The organism is Piscirickettsia litoralis, from assembly GCF_001720395.1.
GTDB lineage: Bacteria > Pseudomonadota > Gammaproteobacteria > Piscirickettsiales > Piscirickettsiaceae > Piscirickettsia > Piscirickettsia litoralis.
In genome coordinates, this window is the sequence record NZ_MDTU01000001.1 from 63,625 (window position 1) to 80,476 (window position 16,852).

A 16,852-nucleotide genomic window follows, 5' to 3' on the forward strand; every position below is an offset into this window, starting at 1 on the left:
GAGAATACTTAAGATGGTATTTATCCAAAATCACAAAAAATGGTATGATTTAATTTATACTGGCCTTAGAGATAAATTAAACACAGTCCAGATGCATTAAGTTGTACGTACGGGTCAGATTAATAAAAAAAAGCAAAGGAAAACCGATGGCAACTACTGTAAATTTTTCCAACAACCTAAAGATAACGACTCGATAATTAATGTGAATAAGCTTGCTTTTAAAACAGGTTACGAAGCAAAGCTGGTCAATGCTCTTGTAGATAGTGAGGTAGATACCATTTCTTTTGTTGCAAAAAAAGAAGGTGACGTAGTAGGTCACTTATTGCTATCTAGGATGAGTGTGAAAAATGGAGACAACGCTTTAGGTTTAAAAATATTTGGTTTGGCGCCAATGGCAGTTATTCCAACTAAACAAAAGCAAGGTATTGGCAAGGCTCTAATAGAGAAGGCTGTAGCAACCGCTAAAGATGAAAATATTGATGCTATTTTTGTATTGGGGCACCCTCAATATTATCCAAAGTTTAAGTTTATACCAACAAGTGACTGGAATATTACTTGCCAATATGATGTGCCCAATGAAGTATTTATGGCTCTTGATATTTCAGGAGGTCTCTCAAAAATAAAGGGGAAAACTGTACTGTATTCAGATATCTTTGGAAAAATTTAAGGCGGCAAATGACATGAAAACCCAAATCGTAAATCATTATTACTAGATCCCCGGCCGGGATCCTAGTAAAGAAATGAAATACGTTACCATTACTCTCTTATCGGCACGCCTCTATTGGAGGCGTTTACAATATAAAATTTATAAAACAAAGTCAGTTTCTGGGTTAAGTGGTTTTTATTGCCACCTAACTTGTGAAATAACAAAGAATCATTTTTTTCATGTTCTTTATTTTTTATGAAACTGGACCAATTTCGGAGTCCTTTAACAGCTTTTATGTGTTCACTAGAGTTTCTAATAGGGTTGCCCCAAGATTCACTTGCTGCCCAATACTGCATCCTCTCAGGGATATTATCAAAGCTACTTAATTTATCTTTTTCACTTTATTAATTTTATTGGTTACTTGAGTCATTATTTTTTCATAATTGGTAATGTCATTTTTTGTTGGGGCAGATTTTTCAAACTGGGAGAAAAAAGAATTGAGTTTTCGAACAAAGAGCTCTATAGCTTCATCAGTCGCTCTTCCGTTTAAGGCTCTCATTTTGGAGTAGTCCATTCTTGTGAGGTCAAGTAATTGGGAGAAATCTGCCATTGTTATGCTTCCTTATTTTATAAATAATCTTTGGAAATAAACTTTGATTATTTCAGGTTATATTAACATGTAAATCAAGGTTGATAATTAATAAAAAATTCTATTTTTCTATATTGGCCCCTGGTGCTAGCAGACCTGTCAAATCACTTTGGCGCGTTCCTCCTCACTAACAATTCGGAGTATTGTATTGATATACAACACACATGTTCCTAAATTTATATTTTCTCGTATAAGATGGCTGTTGTATATGTAATATTTTATGATTTTTTTATGCGGTTTCACCTTTATAGTGCTTTCCTAGTGCTTTGATTTATAAGATAATCTAGCTCCAAGTTAGGAATTTGTTGTAAGAGCACCTTTCTTTATAAGTCAAAACAAATTGAAATAGGATTAAAACTAATGCCTAAAGAAATTTCATATTTCGTCATATCACCGCAAGATATTAAAAGTAACGCTAGGCTTCAGAGACAACTTGTTGCTGTTGATACCTTTGCTTTTCTAGATGAGGACCTTAAGGACGAACTTCTAGATTCTAGCACCTCTTTATCTGCATTATCTCTCATACTAGATCCACTTCCTAATACAGAATCTAGCTTTAAAGCTAGACAGAATATAGAAACAATACAGGAGATACGTAATGCAAAATCAACACATTATATTGGTGATAATGCACTAATATACATAGCGTTTTCTGGTTCTGAACCTGTGGGTTATTTGGAGCTAGAAAATAGGGGAGGTATATATGGCACAGTTAATAGGTTAGCGGTATCTCCTACGCATAAAAGAAAAGGCATAGGCAAAGGTTTATTAGAGAAAAGCCTAAAAAGTGCCTTTCACAAAATGAGTTTGGATCAAGTGCGTGTTAATGCTAGTGAAAGTGCAATTGGGTTTTATAAAAAACATTTGTTTTCCGGTAATTCAAGCTCTCTGGCTACTCAAGATTATGAAAATAAAAAATCTAAAATGATGGGAGATCTTGCAACTATTTTCAAAGACAATTTATATAAGGATGATCTAACCCTTAATGAATGCGATAAACCTTATAACCTAGATACCAGTTCATATGGTATGTAATTAATCATTCCTGCGCAATGTCTAGTCGACCTTTATATTTAAAGACTCTCACTTGAAGTGGATACTATAAATTTATTAGAGGTTGAAGGTGGGGATACTGTTTTAGTTTGGTTCTAAGAGGCTCGACCAGATTACTTGGTCGTTCTACTTGAGGCTTTACACGAAGACATCTCCAAAAGTGACGATTCTGAGTTAATAGAGCTTTATAATAATTTCCACCATTATTGGGTTTATTTCGTATCAAAACATATGATTTTCACTTTTAATAGTCTCAATTTCAATTTCTATGAATACAAAAATATTTATAGTCTTAGTCTGGGTCAGTTATAGTTGCGAGCTGCAACAAGTAGTAGGTGCTATTTGCATGCTCTACAAGTGACGTATAACTTTATATATCGTTTTGTTCATGATTCTATAATATATCGGCGTTACAATCTAGGGTGAGATATGTTTTATAAAAAAATTACTGAATTTTGAAAAACTACTGAATTTGGTATGTAGTATTAGCGGTTTATTCTGAGCACTATGATGCGACCTAGAGATCACAGGCTAAGCGATAACGCCTTGAAAAAATAAAGTAAAATATTACTATAGAAATGAGATTGATACGGTGGCAGTACAAAAATTAGCAATTTTTTTTGATGGTACGTGGGCGAATAAAGATTATAATGCACTAGTTTACCCTGTTCTGACGGCAACAAATAGCCTTATTGCACAGTTATATAATGAATTTCAAGGAGATAAATTTTATTGCCCGGGTCCTGGGACATCTAATCGCTGGGGGTGGTTTGGCGCACAGTCGGCCAAGAACTGGCTTGCTGGAGCCGGTGGTGATATCGGAGATTATGGCGTACAGCAAAATGTTGATGCTGCGTATCAACGGGTTGTTGAGGCATTAAATGGATTAGCACCTGACGATCAGCTAGATTTGCATTGTTGTGGTTGGAGCCGTGGAGCTGTTGCTAATTTTAGGCTATTGCATAAATTAAAAACAGAATTGCCTCCCCATTTACAAGCCAAAATAAAAAATATTCAAAGTTTTAATATCGACCCTGTCTGTGGAGGCCCATCAGATCGAGGGAGTAAGTTCACGCAGCTTGCCTCATTGAGTGTAGATGATGAGTTTACTCGAAAAATACAGTCAACAACTTTTTATTCAGACACTGGTGGGCTACATGCATCCCACTATGTGTACCGAAGGACCCCCATTTTTTTCGGCACTGGCAGATCCGGTGAGAGGGCACGAAGCGTTTGCATTTCCTGCAAATCATGAAGGAATTGCAGCTGTAAGGGATCGAACAGGCATATCAGGTTTGCTTAAAGCTTATATTCAACGTAAGGCTCAGATGTTAGGATTTCATTATCAAAGCTCAGATGATCTAAATACTGACCAATTTTTAGAAACAGATCGACCTGGCCGTTTTAAGTATCGTGGTTTGTTATTTGTTGATGATAAAAGAAATTACTTTCATCAAAGGCATATTGGTGGAGGGGCGCGCTTGACTTCTCAAGAATTGAGCGAAGTAAAAGGGCCAAAAGATTGTGCTGAATTTATACGGACCCATTCAGTGGCTAGTCCTTATAATACAGCGACCCTAATTTCAGGTCGGGATGTCGCGGGCCCTGGAAGAGAAAGCGAGCCTACCATGGTTGCTTTGTCGAGGCTTTAGAGGCGTGCTGATAAATAGAAAGTAAGTTGCAGGCGCCAAAATACCTACCGAAGTAGCGACGCTTACGTATCAAGATTGCTGCTGTTTTAGTTGATCGAAAATCGTTTAAATTTACAATTTAATTTCACTTATCTTAATAAACAGAGGAAATAGTCCATTATCTGTTTTTTTTCATTGAATAATAATGAGTTAAAATAAATTGCTACAGGTGAAAAAGATGAGATTTACTCATTCTTCTTCGGCAGAAGAGTTCGATGAAAGTCAAGTACAAATTTATGCGATAAGTCAGGAAACTCAGGCAGGAGGGCATGAATACTCTTTTGCTTTTATAAAAAACGAAGAATATCGACAGCTTGATCGCTGTCCAGTCACGCAATCTAGACTTCATTTTCGCCTGACATTTGGACAGTATTTAGCAGCGACAGGGCGGGACCTAGATGCTGATTTTTCCCCTGATGCTATTGCAGCAGAGCAGTTTGAAGCGATGTTTCAAGGAGAAAATCCAACGTATTTCCCTGCGGTACTTGCAGAGCACCCTGAATATGAGCAGGCACTTAATGATGGCATGGAAGCGTTAGTCGATGCCGAGCTATATACTCCTGAAAGAGAGGAGTGGTTGATTAATCATCCGCAAGATGCAGGGGCGTTCGCTCAGTGGCAGCACGAACTTGATGGTAGTCCATTAAGGCCTGAAGATAATTGGCAACTATTTGTTGATAACCGTCAGCGCTTAAGCCAGTTAATGGCTTGCTTACAAACTTTTAAAAGACTACCTCATCCCTTATTGAATCAAGGAAATTTTGAGCGATTAGTCGCAAGTGTGGGTGATGATGGCAGGCCTTTATTCATTGGGTTGGAAATACTTGAACATGAACGTGATTTAGCAACGCAACGGAATTTTGAACTGTTATTAGAGCAGGCTGCAGATGCGGATAAATTAGCCGTTTGTATGAGAGATTTAAGAGAGTCAGAGCCTTTACTTACCCAGGAGAACTTTGAGTTATTAGCAAGACGTATTGCGGGTGATGTTGATGGGTATTTCCATGCTTGCATAGAGGGCTTGATTAAAGGAGGGCAAGATAGTCAGGAAAATTTTACATTATTGCTAGACCATATAGAAGTCTCAAAAGCAATTGCCAATACTTTATATGACTTAATCGAGCCAGGTCTTTTGGAACTTTTGGATCAAGATGGTTTTGTATTCTTGCTACAAAATCCTCAATATTCTAGTCAATTTGAGGAAAGACCTGAGCTTGTTGGTGCTGTAAGGGCATTAAGGCAAGCAGATGCTAGCATCGTCCCATATTGGCACGAATTACAACGTAACTTCCCTTTTCGAGTAACATTAGCAAGAGCTGATGACCAACTCAGTTGTGCTGACTGTACAGCATATGACCGAGCGCAAACGATAAGGTTTATACACAATTTAATGGTGCTTGAAGATAAAAGTGAAGCTGAAATTCAGGCTGAAATTCAGCGTTGGGTTGCAGCTCTCGCTGCAGGAGGTGAAGCTGAGCGGCCTCCAAGACCCTTTTATGATGATATGGCAAGAAGAGCTGAAGAAGAACAGCAAGAGGCTAATGTCGTGCCAGCCTACGATTGATGGCTCAAATGTTATTGGTTTAATCAATAGACGACGAGACTGTTCTTGAGTTTAAACAAAGTGACAGTACAATAACGGCTACTATCAAAATAAAGGGTTAGCCGTTATGAAAAAAGTGCTTGTTGTGTTTATTCTTGTTTTATGTTCTCCATTTGTTTATTCGAAAAACTTAGATCAATCCACACGGCCTCAGCAGCTTATTCAGTTAATCCAACAGCGTGAGGCTGTAATGAAAGATGTTGCAGCCTTTAAATTTAATCGTGGCATAAGTCCTTATGATGCGCAGCGAGAGCGTGCTGTACTCTCAAACATTGAAAAACAGATGGGACATAGTAAGAATAGTGCTGCTGTTTTAGTCAATGCTCAGATCTTGATGGATGTATCAAAACAAATCGAAGCTTATTGGATGGATTATTGGGAAAAAAAATCACATTAAGCCGATTGCTCAGCATGACTTAAAACAAGTACGCCGCATTATTACAACAACAGATAAAAAAATGACCGCTTTGATCCATCAAATGCAAGCGAGTCCTAAACCTATATCAGAACAGGCAATTGCTGAAGTTTTTACTAAGGAGTTCACGTTAAAAGGCGTGCCTGACATTTACAAAAAGATGCTCGCTCATAGTTTGGGACAAATGCTTTTAGTTTCTTAGTCTATTCATCGTTTTTGTTGATGAATAAGCCAAAATCATAATATATTGATTAGTGCTACATCAAGTACAATTAGAGTTGTTCTTCTTTGGGGAGTTAAACTTGTTTAAGCCAGGATGAAGTGATACTTCTTCTTTTGATTACAAAGTTTAGATGCGCTTACAAACAATCAGAATGAGGTAGAGTTCGTGTGAGAATTTACGGCTTCAAAGTGACATCAGTGCTCAAGCTGTAAACTTTGACACGAATGCGGGTGATAGCCCTAATAAAAAGATAAACGACGGTGTCACTGGCATTTCTTGGTAAGCAAGAATTAAATGAATTTTAAATTATATATGTTTTATAAGTGGGCTCTCATTATTTAGGGTAAATTTCCTCAAAACATAAACAATCAAATAAGTGATTGGTATAGCTGCCAAACAAAAGGTTGTTTTCGAAACAAACGAGCCAAAGATCATTGACCATTTATTTGAGGATGATGAAAAACAATACAAATGAAGATAACAGAGTCAATGAGCTGTCCGGCAATACTGGATATCCCTGATCTTAGCCAGAGCATTTTGCCTCGGGTTTTTCCTTTGAGCCATTGAAACAAATATACATCAAGGAACTGTGCTACTAAAAAAGCGACTACTGTTGCTAAAATTACTGTGTAACTCTTAGAAAGCACGGACTCGTAGCTGTGCTGATTTGTCCAGATAGGAGCACCAGGTGCAAGAACTGATAGCTCTATAAAAATCACAAAAATAGCTTGAGCGACAATGCCAAGGATCGAGATATAATAAGCAAGCCTCTTACCATATATCTCACATATCCCATCGATAATGGGGAATGTGAATATAGAAAATAATATATTTGAGAATGGGAAAATGATACCGACTTGAACAGGTTTAAGAGCAACAATTGCCGAAGCTGCCATAGCACATGAGACAACTACCATGAGCGTTAACAAAATCATTAATTGATATTTATGATCTAACAAGTTTTTGGTTACCATGCTGAAACACCCTAAGTTATAGACATGAGGACCATATCAAACTTTACCTGGCCTTGCCAAACTTTGTGGGAAAGCTCACAGTACTAAATGTAGATACATCCAATATTGGACGCATTGAAATAAAAACCAAGGACTAACCAATGGCCACACTGATAGAGATCCTGCTGTTAAAGGTCGAGTCTGATGTAGTAGGCGAAATATTAATTGATTCTGGTGATTCTAGCCATCTTGCTTGCTGCTTTATTTGTTATGTGACACCTTTGTGTCGTATTCGACAAATGGCACATGAATAGTGGTATATTGGCTAAATAATAAATGTTGATATGGAGTGAATATGTTATGAGCGAACAAATTAAGTCTCAATTTATCTCAGCCCTTGAATTTCGTCATGCATGCAAAGAGTTTGATAGTGAGCGCAAAATTTCACCTAGTGATTTTGATTTTATCCTTCAATCAATGCGTTTAGCTCCTAGCTCTTTTGGTTTGGAACCCTGGCAGTTTGTTGTTATTCAAGATATGACTCTGCGTGAAAAGATCAAAGAGCATGCTTGGGGTGGTCAAAATCAAATTCCCACAGCAAGCCACTTTGTTGTTGCTATGCACAATAAAGGAGCTGGTTTACGCTATGACGGGCCTTTGTTCGATGAGTATTTATTTAAGCGTCGTGAACTGCCTCCAGAAATGGAAGAAAAGTACCGAGGCTTTGTTGAGCAATTTCAAGAGAATGATTTTGATTTATTACAATCGCAAAGAAATTTAGATGATTGGGCAGGTAAGCAGATCTATATTCCATTGGCTCATATGTTGATTGCAGCAGCAATGCTTAAAATTGACTCATGCCCTATGGAAGGGTTTAATCGTGTAGAAGTGGGTAAATTGTTAGCTGATGAACTAGCCATTGATGCTGAAGTTTATTCTCCTGCATTTTTAATTGCATTTGGCTATAGGAAAAATCAGCAGCCGAACAAGCTTCGTCGGTCTTTAGATTCTCTAGTTAAATGGGCTTAAATTAATATTAGGTGCTTGGGTATATCTCAGCACCGAATGAAGCTATTTCAGATGCTTAAGTGGTTACATCTGCTCGTTAGTTAAAACACTGTTATTATAATTTAATGTTTGAAGGAATTAAGCTAAGGGATATGTTGTGAAATATTTTTCTGCGATATTGTTATTGATGATGATTTCTACTTCATCACTTGCTTTTTTTGGATCGGCGAATGATGTGGTAAGCAAAGCAGTAGGTTCTAAAAGCGCTGGTAGTCTTTTACAAAGTCAAATATTAAATCTGCCTGGGCTTAACAAGAAAAGTGATCAGGCAACGTGGTCTGCATTTTATAACGACTGTGTAAAAGATAATATTTCTAAAGAACAGTTAGCTTCTTTGGTTTCTGGAGGGATATCTAGGGTTACAGATTTCTTGAGCCACTTTAAAGCGCCAACTAAAGCTATGACAACAATTTATAATAAAGCTGTTTCATGCCCACATGCTATTCCTTTGGTGCAAAAAATGTTGAAACCTTATAGCTAAAATTTTAGATAGGTGACTATTTTAATCTACAGATGCGCTATACCCGTTCATGCATAGATTATTTTATGTTTTTGACAAACCTTATTGATTCACTAGAGTCTAATCGCTTGCAGGTGTCAGTGCATGCAGTGAGAGGGGATGAGTCATGGTTAACCCAATTAATAACCCAGCGGGTTTACAATCGCAACAGCAACTTAATGAAAGTAAAAGCTTATTAGCACGGAGTATAGAGCGGTTAACGACGGGGAAGCGTGTTAATCAGGCGAAGGATAATCCAGCAGATTTTGCCATTGGCTTAAGATTAAATGTTGATATTTCAAGTACATTGCAAGCAATACAAAACACCAATGATGCAAGTTCTGTCGCTCAGGTGGCGAGTGGAGGTCTTGAAATACAAACCGATTTGCTTGGGCGAGCGCAAGAACTTGCTTTGCAGGCGGCGGGTAACCCGACGTTGTCTGACAGTGATAGAGCGTTGATTAATAATGAATTGCAAGGTGTGATTGAAGATTTCAATGATGTGGCTGAAAATACGAGTTTTAACGGAACTTCATTGCTAGATGGCAGTTTTAGTGGGAGTTTTCAGCTGGGGGCATCTGTATCCAATGGTGTTAGTTTATCTATTTCCAGTAGTTTAGGAGCGGCTGTGGGCTCGCAGACTCTAAGCTCTGATGGCTCGATACTTAATAACGATGTGAGTGCAACGGGGACGTCTGCGATTGTGGCCAATGGCGTTGCTGCCCAAAACTTCACGGTATTGCAAAATAGTGGTAGTGAAAACGTTGCTATTGCTGCGAATGCCTCAGCAGCAGAAGTTGCATCGTCTATCGATGCCGTTGACGGTGTTACTGCAACCGCAGAAACAAGCATTCAATTGAGCGCAAGTTCTTTTTCAAGCAGTAACATCAGTTTAAGTTTAGGCTCCGGAGATTCTACGGGGGTGGGTAACGCGCAGACAATTAATGCAACGATATCAGATCCGAGTGATTTAACTAATTTAGCCAATGCAATTAATGATACCTCTGATCAGACAGGGGTGACGGCAAGTTTTGTTGATGGTAATACGGCTGCAATTACTTTAACGAATGCTGCGGGAGATAATATTCAGATTTCAGATATTGCAGGGTTTAATGCGGACTTAACATCCAGTGCAGGGACCGTCACTAATTTAACTGAGGTAGGAACGGATTCAGCGCTAATCAGCGGACAAGTGAGTATTTCCAGTGATAGCGCAACAAGCTTTAATATTGATAGCACAAGCGCAGATATTTTTGCAGCGACAAACTCAACTTCGAGTTTAGCAAATTTTGACTCGATAGATGCGAGTAGTCAGTCAGGAGCGCAAGATGCGTTGGCCATTATTGGCGATGCCTTAGGCCAGTTAACAACATCATTGACAGGGCTTGGTGCATTTCAAAATAGCAATGAACGCCGAGTGGATCAACTAGATACCAGCTTTCAAAACAGTACTGCTGCGTTAGGGCGAAAAGTCGATGCGGACTTTAGCCAAGAGGTGACTGAGCAAATTGGCCGGCAAATTAAGTTTCAGGTGAATGCTGCTATATTGGGGATACCAGGTAATGCATCAAAGAGCTTTTTATCGTTGTTAAATAATTAGTGTTTTTAAAACAGTACTGACAGTACTGAAACTTTGAATCTTGCATAAACATGCAAGATTCTTTATTTGTGTTGTTACAATTAAAATAGTTAAGTGTAGTAGTATGCTAGCTAAATGGAATTAAGACCCGCAATTGGCAACATAATCTGTCCTTATGCATCAAAAGAACCTTGAGCAAAGAACCTGATCTTGAGCTATATCTAAGTTTGGACCAAAAGTTGCAGGTTCAAACAGTGTTTTAATATTGTTTGGTTAATAACTTAATGCGTAGCAGTAACCAGGAGAGGCCTCCTGCACAGCATGAGTATGTTGTTCTCACCCTAGAAGAACATACTGAGCTATTGCATTACGCTTTGAGAACGCCTGAGTTATTTTATAAAATTATTAATGATTTTGCGAGCTACCGCTATTGCTATAAAAATGAGGTTTACTTTTTTTATCCACTCACTTACTTTTCAAAAAAATTTCAAAAATATAAATAATCCTGCTTTTAAAGAGTTTATTAATAACTGCCATAAAATTTCAATAAATCATGATCATTATTCTCTAGATGCTCCTTTTCGAAAGACCGTAGCCACTATTCTTTTGGCAAGTTTTATTTCCCAGCAATCGATGTTGACTGTTGCAGCGCCTGCAAACACGGAAGTTATCGATGCGACGATCTCAGCGGATACGACGGTGACAGAGACGGGGGCAAGCGGTGGGGCGACGATTGCACGTGTTGTTGGTGATTTTGACCCAGTCACCCAAACTTCAGGAGCCACGCTGCCGTTTTTTTCAAGGACAAGATACCGTTAGTGTCAGAGTGAATGGGGGGAGTACACTCGCTGACCCAGTTGAAGTGACCGTGAATGTTGACCTAACAGCACTCGCCCCTGGGACGGTGCTTACCGGAGGTATGGGAAACGGGCCTGCTGACGGTGCAGCAAATGAGGGGCAAGGAGGAGATGGCGTACAAGTGAGTGTGGACTCTGATCAGCATGTGCTTGTTCATGTGAATAGCCCGATTATGGGGGGTGTTGCTGCCGTTGGAAATAATAATGGTGCTGGCAACGGTGATCAGGGCGGCGGGGGAAATGCCAATCATGCATTACATATTAATGTGGCAAATAACTTAGGTGGGGGAACCCAGACAACAGCAACAGTGAACGTTAATGCATTATTAACTGGTGGCCCCGGAGGTGATGGCGGAAACTCAACGGGTGGCGGTGGCAATGGTGGCAAAGGCGGTGTGGGTGAAAATAGTCTAGAGCTGCAAAGTCATGAGAATAATGCTGAGATGACCATAAATGTTGCGGCGAATATTATCGGTGGGCAAGGAGGTGATGGTGGTAATGGTAATGGCGCAGGTAATGGGGGTGATGGCGGTAATGGGGGAGAGGCGATATTTCTTGTTGATTCCGCACCTGGGAGAAATGCAAAAGTCACACTGGAAATTGGCAAAAATGGTAGTGGTGTTGTCACCCCTGTGACTGTACAGGGTGGCTCAGGAGGCAGTGGTGGTACAGGAGCAGCATCAGGAGCTGCGGGTCAATATGCGAATGGTATTTTGATTAATCATGGTGGCGGTGGAAATACGGCGACAACCGCAATTAACATTTATCAGGGGTCGACTGTGAAAGCCGGAGTGAGCGGTAGCAGTGGTGTAAATGGAGGTGCAGCAATTTTTGTGAGTGCGATTGCTGATTCAATACAGACAGTCAATAACGAGGGCACGATTACTAATGCGATTGATTTTTCCAACTCTGCAAATATTGATACGGTGAACAATAAGTCAACAGGGGTGTTGCAAGGGGAAATAAAAATGGGGGCGGGTAATGATATTGTGACGAATACAGGGATAATACAGGCACAAATTACCACGGCAGCCGGTGCTGATAGTGTGACGAACTCTGGCTCTGGCGTCATTTCTGCTGCTATCGTTACCGGGGATGATAATGATGCGATTAGCAACGGAGCTACAATTTCTGGCACTATTTCAGCGGATGCAGGTGCTGATGCATTAACGAATACGGGAGTTATTTTAGGATCTATTTCTATGGGTGCAGATAATGATACGGTGACTAATTCGTTGACATTATCGGGTGCCCTTAATATGGATGCAGGTAATGATACAGTCAACTTACTTGATGGCACGGCATTGTCGATTGCAGGGGGGGCTGATACTGATATTTTAAATGTCAATACAACGCATAATACGGTGATTCTAAATCCCAATTGTGCGCCTACAGCAACAATCAGCGCGACCGTTGGGGTGAATGGCTGTAGTGTGGCAACGGCTTTGTCAGGCACGGAAGATATTAATATTAACTCAGGTGCCTTTACTATTAATGGTGCTGTGACTGATGCGACGACATTTGATGTGGCAACCGATGCAAAAGCAACGCTTAATGAAGTCATTTCAGGGATTGCAACGACAGTGGCGGCGACAACTTATACGAATAAAGGGACAACCGTTTTAAATTCGAATATAAGCGGTAGTTTGATTAATCATACAACAGGGTTATTAGTTTTAGACGGTGATTTAAATAATGCCAAAAATCGTACTGTTACTTCGTTTATTAGCCAATTAGATAGTAATAATACGCCTAGAGTGCAAAGTCGTTTTTATGAAAGTGGTAGTGAGATAAAACTATATACATTAACTGCAACAGGCTCCAAAATTAGCGTTGATAATAGTGCGGACACGACAAAATCGAAGGTAATTAATTATAATATTAATTTAAATAATTTAGCAGAGAAAATAGAAAATAATAAAGAATATAGTATTTTAAAAGGAACAGCATCTTCGGACCATGCAGATTTAGAAGCGGTTAAAGATGCGAGTAATATTAGCTATATTGATAGCCAAGGGAACTCTGTTTCTTCATTGCCACTAATTACACTATATTCGCGGCCAGGCACAGGTTCACAAGCGAATGATGTCGTGTTAGTTGGCACAAAAGAAAATACTTGTGACTCGATTGGTGCAGCAGGCAAGGGTGGCTTAGCGAGCTTGTGTCAAACACTTAATGATCTCTCGGTAACCTACACAAACTCTGATCCAGATATTGAACGGAGGATACTTGAAAAAGTGCCGCTCGGCGTTTCTAGTCGTGCGCTGCCAGATTTAACTCATTTAGGCAAGCCTGTAAATTTTATTAAAGAGCGGGTCATTAATAAACAGCATGCCATGGGAATTCAGGTTGCAACATCATTACCGATCGTCTCTAGTCAAAGTGGCATTAATACAGGCAGTGATATCGGTGATCAGTCCAGCATGGCAACGAGCTGGGGCAAAGCCTACAGTAGTTACAGTAAGCAGGATCCTTATGCTGGTTATGATGGTTATCGCAACACGAATTACGGCTTATTAATAGGTTTGGATCGACAGCAGCGGGTTGGGGTATCGGGCCTGAGTATTCTTGGGGCTGCGGTGGGTTATAACTATAACGATGCTGATACGATTATTGCACCGGCGCAAATGAGTATAGATAGCTATCAGTTATTATTTTATAACAGTTATCATGATGATGATTATTATTGGCATGCAACACTTGGCTATTCGTTAGATCATTATGACTTAACACGGACTGACTTAAGTCAGTCTATGAGCTTTAATGGCCAGTCGACAGGGCATCAGTTTTATGCTGACATTGATTTAGGTCAAGACTATCGTTTTGATCGCTGGGTCGTCAATCCTGTTTTTACGGCACAATATCGCTATGTTAATGGTTACAGCTATGATGAAACGAACCTTGCTCAAGGAGGTTATCAGGTTGAGTTTGATAGTTTTCAGCAATTAAATTTAGGCATTGGCGTGAAATTAAAATATGATTACCCATTGAAAAATGGTGTGTTGCAACCAGAAATTCATGCTCAGCTGTTTTATGATGCTTTAGGCGAGCGAGCGAGTGTTGCGGCAACAACGTCTGCATTACCGAACCCGGTGAGTTTAGAAGGGCCGCCGCCAGATCGTTTAAATTATAATCTTGGTGTCGGGTTGACATATTACCAAAATGATAATTTAACACTATCCATGAATTATGATTATAGCTGGCAAGAGCATGCTGAATCTCATTCGGCTGCTGTTAAGATAAAATATAATTTTTAACAATACAAGTGAAATGGCTAGTCTCTAGCTTGAAAGTTAAAAGCATTAATCAGGAGTGGGTGGTCTTTGAGTTTAGAGTTTAGGCGCTGTTGTATTGGAAGTTGAATATAAAATAGGTTTTTGAAGTTTTGTGGTGAAATTGGCTAAGACGGCTTTGTTGTTTGTTACTTGTATTTTATTGCCAAGCTTGTATGCGTGCACAAGTTTTGCTGATGGACGTCGTGCGGGTGAATTGTATTTCGTTTTTAATGATATATCAGATTACCAGGCTTATTTGCCTATGTATCAAAACATAGCCTCACTACCGACTAAGGTGAATGCAGGAGTTGGTCTACAGCTAACATTACACTCATCTATTGAGCTTGCACTACGCGGTTATGTTGCGACACAAGATTCAACGCTATTGACTCGCTCTGGAGCAACTTGCGGCACCAGTGACCATTGTTTATTGGTAGATTTAAATGCCTTAGTGCTAACTTGGCGTTATACTTATTGACTTTTATAAATTAACCTAGAAGTTAGAAATTAAACCCAAGCCACCCCAAGAAGAGCCAGAACTTGAACCTCCTCCTAAAGAGGAGACTTGCTGGTGTGCGCAACCAGATAGCGTTAATATGAGCAATGTGGCGATGATCGATTTCATGTATGTTTCCTATTTTTATTTTTTATTGCCAGTCGAATATAGAATTTCATCCAACTGGCTTGATTTTATATTGATAGTTCGTCTTAGGCGGTTGTCGTTTCTTGTGACCTTAAAGTCTCTTGGTTAATATTAATCCACCAAGCATTAAGTGCTAGAAGGATATCTTCAAACCCTGAACGAAATTTATCGTAATCTTCAGGGATCAGGTACTTATAGATGCTATTATTTAGGTTTTCCAGATGAGTAATTTCCCATTCATTGATATGGCCATCAAGAAAAATCTGCATTGTTTTGGAAAGGTTATTTTTAGACAAAGAAAGCATGAGCTGTTTAAACATGAGCAGTTCATCGATGGCTTTTGCTTCTATCGCATAGAGTGTTCCAATGATATAAGGCGTTTGTTTGGAGAGAATATGGTCCATTTTCTTAAAAAGAGTTTCTGTTGTTTTTGATGGAGTCAAATGGCTAAAATCAACACTTAGTGTTTCATTAAGGCCTTGGGTCAATACTTCATAGTGAGTCGCACCTTGGGTATGACGGCCAAGTTCGTCAGCGATGATTTCTTGAATCATCGTAACAACAATTTCCCAGCCATCGTTACTAATCGTTTTTTCAATTTGGACTAAATTAGTAATATAGCGGTTGGCAACAAGTGCCCATTGCTGAATAAAAAAAGCGATTTGATCTTGATTAAACTGTTTGTGTGACTTTGCAATGGGGTTGTGGTCGAATTCATTGGCTAAGAATACATTCTTTTTAAATATCATCAGGTCATTTGAGATTTGTTTAAACTTATCTTGTTGCATTGCTATGATTCCTTTCTTTTTAAACAAAATAAATGAGGCTTGGAGCTGATAGACCTATGAAAATTATAGGCGATTCGTGTTTAATTTATTAGTATGAGTTTATTAGTCGGTGAAAATTTTTTGATAGATGTTGTTGAGGAGGTCGATATAATACTGAAGTTGATCAGGTTTTTCAAAATAGCCGTCTACGCTTAGAGACTCTGCGCGCTTTTTATCTGCGTTTGATTTGGATGTGGTGAAAATCACTGTGTAAATTGGTTTGTAGTGTGAGCCTTGGTGAATTTGTTGTATTGTTTCGAGTAGCTCAAAGCCATTGATTTTAGGTAAATTGATGTCTAAGAGCATTGCATTTTCTGGATTTTTATTATTGATCAGGTGTTCTAATGCTTGTTCCCCATCACTTTTAATGATTAAGTTGTAGGGAAATATTACTTTTTTTAAGGCGAGTTTAACAAGCATCTGGTCTTCGGTGCTGTCTTCAACGAGAAGAAGGTTAAGACAAGGCTTGCTCATATATCTCACAGACCCTAAGGTGACATTTATACCGTTAGTTTGAAGTTTATGCAAAAACAGTAAGTAGAGGGACTGTATTTATCACATACTTTTAAGACCGTTTTAGACAGTTACTTCATCTGAAAGGATTTTTGCAAGATTTATGAGGTCAGAACGTGAGTTCAGGTCAAAGCGTTTTTTAAGTTCCCGTATTTTTTCATCAACTGTTCTTGATGTTCTGTTGATTGAGTTAGCGATTTCTTTGGTATTATGGCACTTGGCGAGCGCATGGATGTAGTCCCAGTCTGACTGAGATAGCCTTTCTATCTCTAAAGCATGTAGCTTTTTTAAAAGCAGTGATTTATCAATAATTGTTTCATCAAAAAAGATAGGCTGATGCTCTTCGAAAAAGCTCATT

20 protein-coding genes are annotated in these 16,852 nt (G+C 39.1%); 14 read left to right on the top strand and 6 right to left on the bottom strand.

Translation table 11 applies throughout. From position 1 onward, the window contains the following. The first annotated feature begins 118 nt into the window (after window positions 1-118). Window positions 119-667 carry a GNAT family N-acetyltransferase gene (locus BGC07_RS00285; protein ID WP_069311506.1) on the top strand — a complete coding sequence of 183 codons (549 nt, stop codon included), beginning with the start codon at window positions 119-121 and terminating at the stop codon, window positions 665-667. A 361-nt stretch (window positions 668-1,028) separates the two neighbouring features. On the opposite strand, the gene BGC07_RS00295 is transcribed toward BGC07_RS00285, so the two are convergent. Beyond that, window positions 1,029-1,256, bottom strand: coding sequence for a hypothetical protein (locus BGC07_RS00295; RefSeq protein WP_069311508.1), 228 nt, complete (start codon window positions 1,254-1,256; stop codon window positions 1,029-1,031). Between the two features lie 399 nt (window positions 1,257-1,655). On the opposite strand from BGC07_RS00295, the gene BGC07_RS00300 reads away from it, so the two are divergent. The 5 genes from BGC07_RS00300 to BGC07_RS00320 all read left to right on the top strand — a co-directional run bounded on the left by BGC07_RS00300 (window position 1,656) and on the right by BGC07_RS00320 (window position 6,039). Next, window positions 1,656-2,330, top strand: a complete 675-nt coding sequence (locus BGC07_RS00300; protein ID WP_069311509.1) for a GNAT family N-acetyltransferase — start codon at window positions 1,656-1,658, stop codon at window positions 2,328-2,330. A 610-nt stretch (window positions 2,331-2,940) separates the two neighbouring features. Further along, window positions 2,941-3,603 (top strand): phospholipase effector Tle1 domain-containing protein, encoded by a 663-nt coding sequence (locus BGC07_RS00305; RefSeq protein ID WP_069311510.1) that lies wholly within the window; start codon window positions 2,941-2,943, stop codon window positions 3,601-3,603. Continuing rightward, window positions 3,563-4,000 (top strand): hypothetical protein, encoded by a 438-nt coding sequence (locus BGC07_RS00310; RefSeq protein ID WP_139121552.1) that lies wholly within the window; start codon window positions 3,563-3,565, stop codon window positions 3,998-4,000. Before BGC07_RS00305 ends, BGC07_RS00310 begins: the two co-directional genes overlap by 41 nt. A 217-nt stretch (window positions 4,001-4,217) precedes the next feature. Then, entirely contained in the window at window positions 4,218-5,603 is a 1,386-nt protein-coding gene (locus BGC07_RS00315; protein WP_069311512.1) for a hypothetical protein, read from the top strand. A gap of 106 nt (window positions 5,604-5,709) precedes the next feature. After that, window positions 5,710-6,039, top strand: coding sequence for a chorismate mutase (locus tag BGC07_RS00320; RefSeq protein ID WP_069311513.1), 330 nt, complete (start codon window positions 5,710-5,712; stop codon window positions 6,037-6,039). A 672-nt stretch (window positions 6,040-6,711) separates the two neighbouring features. Here BGC07_RS00320 and BGC07_RS00330 read toward each other — a convergent pair. Continuing rightward, the gene (locus BGC07_RS00330) at window positions 6,712-7,254 is read right to left on the bottom strand and encodes a queuosine precursor transporter (RefSeq protein ID WP_069311515.1); all 543 of its coding nucleotides are present in this window, start codon (window positions 7,252-7,254) and stop codon (window positions 6,712-6,714) included. A 140-nt stretch (window positions 7,255-7,394) separates the two neighbouring features. On the opposite strand from BGC07_RS00330, the gene BGC07_RS20315 reads away from it, so the two are divergent. The 8 genes from BGC07_RS20315 to BGC07_RS21320 all read left to right on the top strand — a co-directional run bounded on the left by BGC07_RS20315 (window position 7,395) and on the right by BGC07_RS21320 (window position 14,989). Continuing rightward, the gene (locus BGC07_RS20315; protein WP_158006806.1) at window positions 7,395-7,547 is read left to right on the top strand and encodes a hypothetical protein; all 153 of its coding nucleotides are present in this window, start codon (window positions 7,395-7,397) and stop codon (window positions 7,545-7,547) included. A 46-nt stretch (window positions 7,548-7,593) separates the two neighbouring features. Continuing rightward, entirely contained in the window at window positions 7,594-8,262 is a 669-nt protein-coding gene (locus BGC07_RS00335; RefSeq protein ID WP_069311516.1) for an NAD(P)H-dependent oxidoreductase, read from the top strand. A 136-nt stretch (window positions 8,263-8,398) separates the two neighbouring features. Then, entirely contained in the window at window positions 8,399-8,782 is a 384-nt protein-coding gene (locus tag BGC07_RS00340; RefSeq protein WP_069311517.1) for a hypothetical protein, read from the top strand. 145 nt (window positions 8,783-8,927) lie between these two features. Next, the gene (locus BGC07_RS00345) at window positions 8,928-10,400 is read left to right on the top strand and encodes a flagellin N-terminal helical domain-containing protein (protein ID WP_069311518.1); all 1,473 of its coding nucleotides are present in this window, start codon (window positions 8,928-8,930) and stop codon (window positions 10,398-10,400) included. 263 nt (window positions 10,401-10,663) lie between these two features. Next, window positions 10,664-10,882 (top strand): hypothetical protein, encoded by a 219-nt coding sequence (locus BGC07_RS19940; RefSeq protein ID WP_139121553.1) that lies wholly within the window; start codon window positions 10,664-10,666, stop codon window positions 10,880-10,882. Window positions 10,883-10,985: 103 nt separating this feature from the next. After that, window positions 10,986-11,198, top strand: coding sequence for a hypothetical protein (locus BGC07_RS19945; protein WP_139121554.1), 213 nt, complete (start codon window positions 10,986-10,988; stop codon window positions 11,196-11,198). Between the two features lie 7 nt (window positions 11,199-11,205). Continuing rightward, window positions 11,206-14,493, top strand: coding sequence for an autotransporter family protein (locus tag BGC07_RS00355; RefSeq protein WP_069311520.1), 3,288 nt, complete (start codon window positions 11,206-11,208; stop codon window positions 14,491-14,493). A 130-nt stretch (window positions 14,494-14,623) separates the two neighbouring features. Beyond that, a complete protein-coding gene (locus tag BGC07_RS21320; protein ID WP_235602799.1) occupies window positions 14,624-14,989 on the top strand; it encodes a hypothetical protein in 366 nt (121 codons plus the stop codon). Window positions 14,990-15,004: 15 nt separating this feature from the next. On the opposite strand, the gene BGC07_RS22865 is transcribed toward BGC07_RS21320, so the two are convergent. The 4 genes from BGC07_RS22865 to BGC07_RS00375 form a co-directional block, all read right to left on the bottom strand. Beyond that, window positions 15,005-15,136, bottom strand: a complete 132-nt coding sequence (locus BGC07_RS22865; RefSeq protein ID WP_268801578.1) for a hypothetical protein — start codon at window positions 15,134-15,136, stop codon at window positions 15,005-15,007. A gap of 83 nt (window positions 15,137-15,219) precedes the next feature. Continuing rightward, window positions 15,220-15,942, bottom strand: coding sequence for a DUF3865 domain-containing protein (locus BGC07_RS00365; RefSeq protein ID WP_069311521.1), 723 nt, complete (start codon window positions 15,940-15,942; stop codon window positions 15,220-15,222). A gap of 102 nt (window positions 15,943-16,044) precedes the next feature. Next, complete coding sequence (locus BGC07_RS00370; RefSeq protein WP_069311522.1) at window positions 16,045-16,455, bottom strand: response regulator; 411 nt, start codon at window positions 16,453-16,455, stop codon at window positions 16,045-16,047. 102 nt (window positions 16,456-16,557) lie between these two features. Next, window positions 16,558-16,852, bottom strand: a 295-nt coding sequence (locus BGC07_RS00375; RefSeq protein WP_069311523.1) for a helix-turn-helix transcriptional regulator, incomplete at its 5' end; no start/stop codon positions are given.

Excerpts from the sequence above, each read along its gene's own strand:
- BGC07_RS00295 (WP_069311508.1), bottom strand. The coding sequence starts at position 1,256 with ATGGCAGATTTCTCCCAATTACTTGACCTCACAAGAATGGACTACTCC.
- BGC07_RS00300 (WP_069311509.1), top strand. The coding sequence starts at position 1,656 with ATGCCTAAAGAAATTTCATATTTCGTCATATCACCGCAAGATATTAAA.
- BGC07_RS00315 (WP_069311512.1), top strand. The coding sequence starts at position 4,218 with ATGAGATTTACTCATTCTTCTTCGGCAGAAGAGTTCGATGAAAGTCAA.
- BGC07_RS00320 (WP_069311513.1), top strand. The coding sequence starts at position 5,710 with ATGAAAAAAGTGCTTGTTGTGTTTATTCTTGTTTTATGTTCTCCATTT.
- BGC07_RS00330 (WP_069311515.1), bottom strand. The coding sequence starts at position 7,254 with ATGGTAACCAAAAACTTGTTAGATCATAAATATCAATTAATGATTTTG.
- BGC07_RS20315 (WP_158006806.1), top strand. The coding sequence starts at position 7,395 with ATGGCCACACTGATAGAGATCCTGCTGTTAAAGGTCGAGTCTGATGTA.
- BGC07_RS00335 (WP_069311516.1), top strand. The coding sequence starts at position 7,594 with ATGAGCGAACAAATTAAGTCTCAATTTATCTCAGCCCTTGAATTTCGT.
- BGC07_RS00345 (WP_069311518.1), top strand. The coding sequence starts at position 8,928 with ATGGTTAACCCAATTAATAACCCAGCGGGTTTACAATCGCAACAGCAA.
- BGC07_RS19940 (WP_139121553.1), top strand. The coding sequence starts at position 10,664 with ATGCGTAGCAGTAACCAGGAGAGGCCTCCTGCACAGCATGAGTATGTT.
- BGC07_RS22865 (WP_268801578.1), bottom strand. The coding sequence starts at position 15,136 with ATGAAATCGATCATCGCCACATTGCTCATATTAACGCTATCTGGTTGC.
- BGC07_RS00365 (WP_069311521.1), bottom strand. The coding sequence starts at position 15,942 with ATGCAACAAGATAAGTTTAAACAAATCTCAAATGACCTGATGATATTT.
- BGC07_RS00370 (WP_069311522.1), bottom strand. The coding sequence starts at position 16,455 with ATGAGCAAGCCTTGTCTTAACCTTCTTCTCGTTGAAGACAGCACCGAA.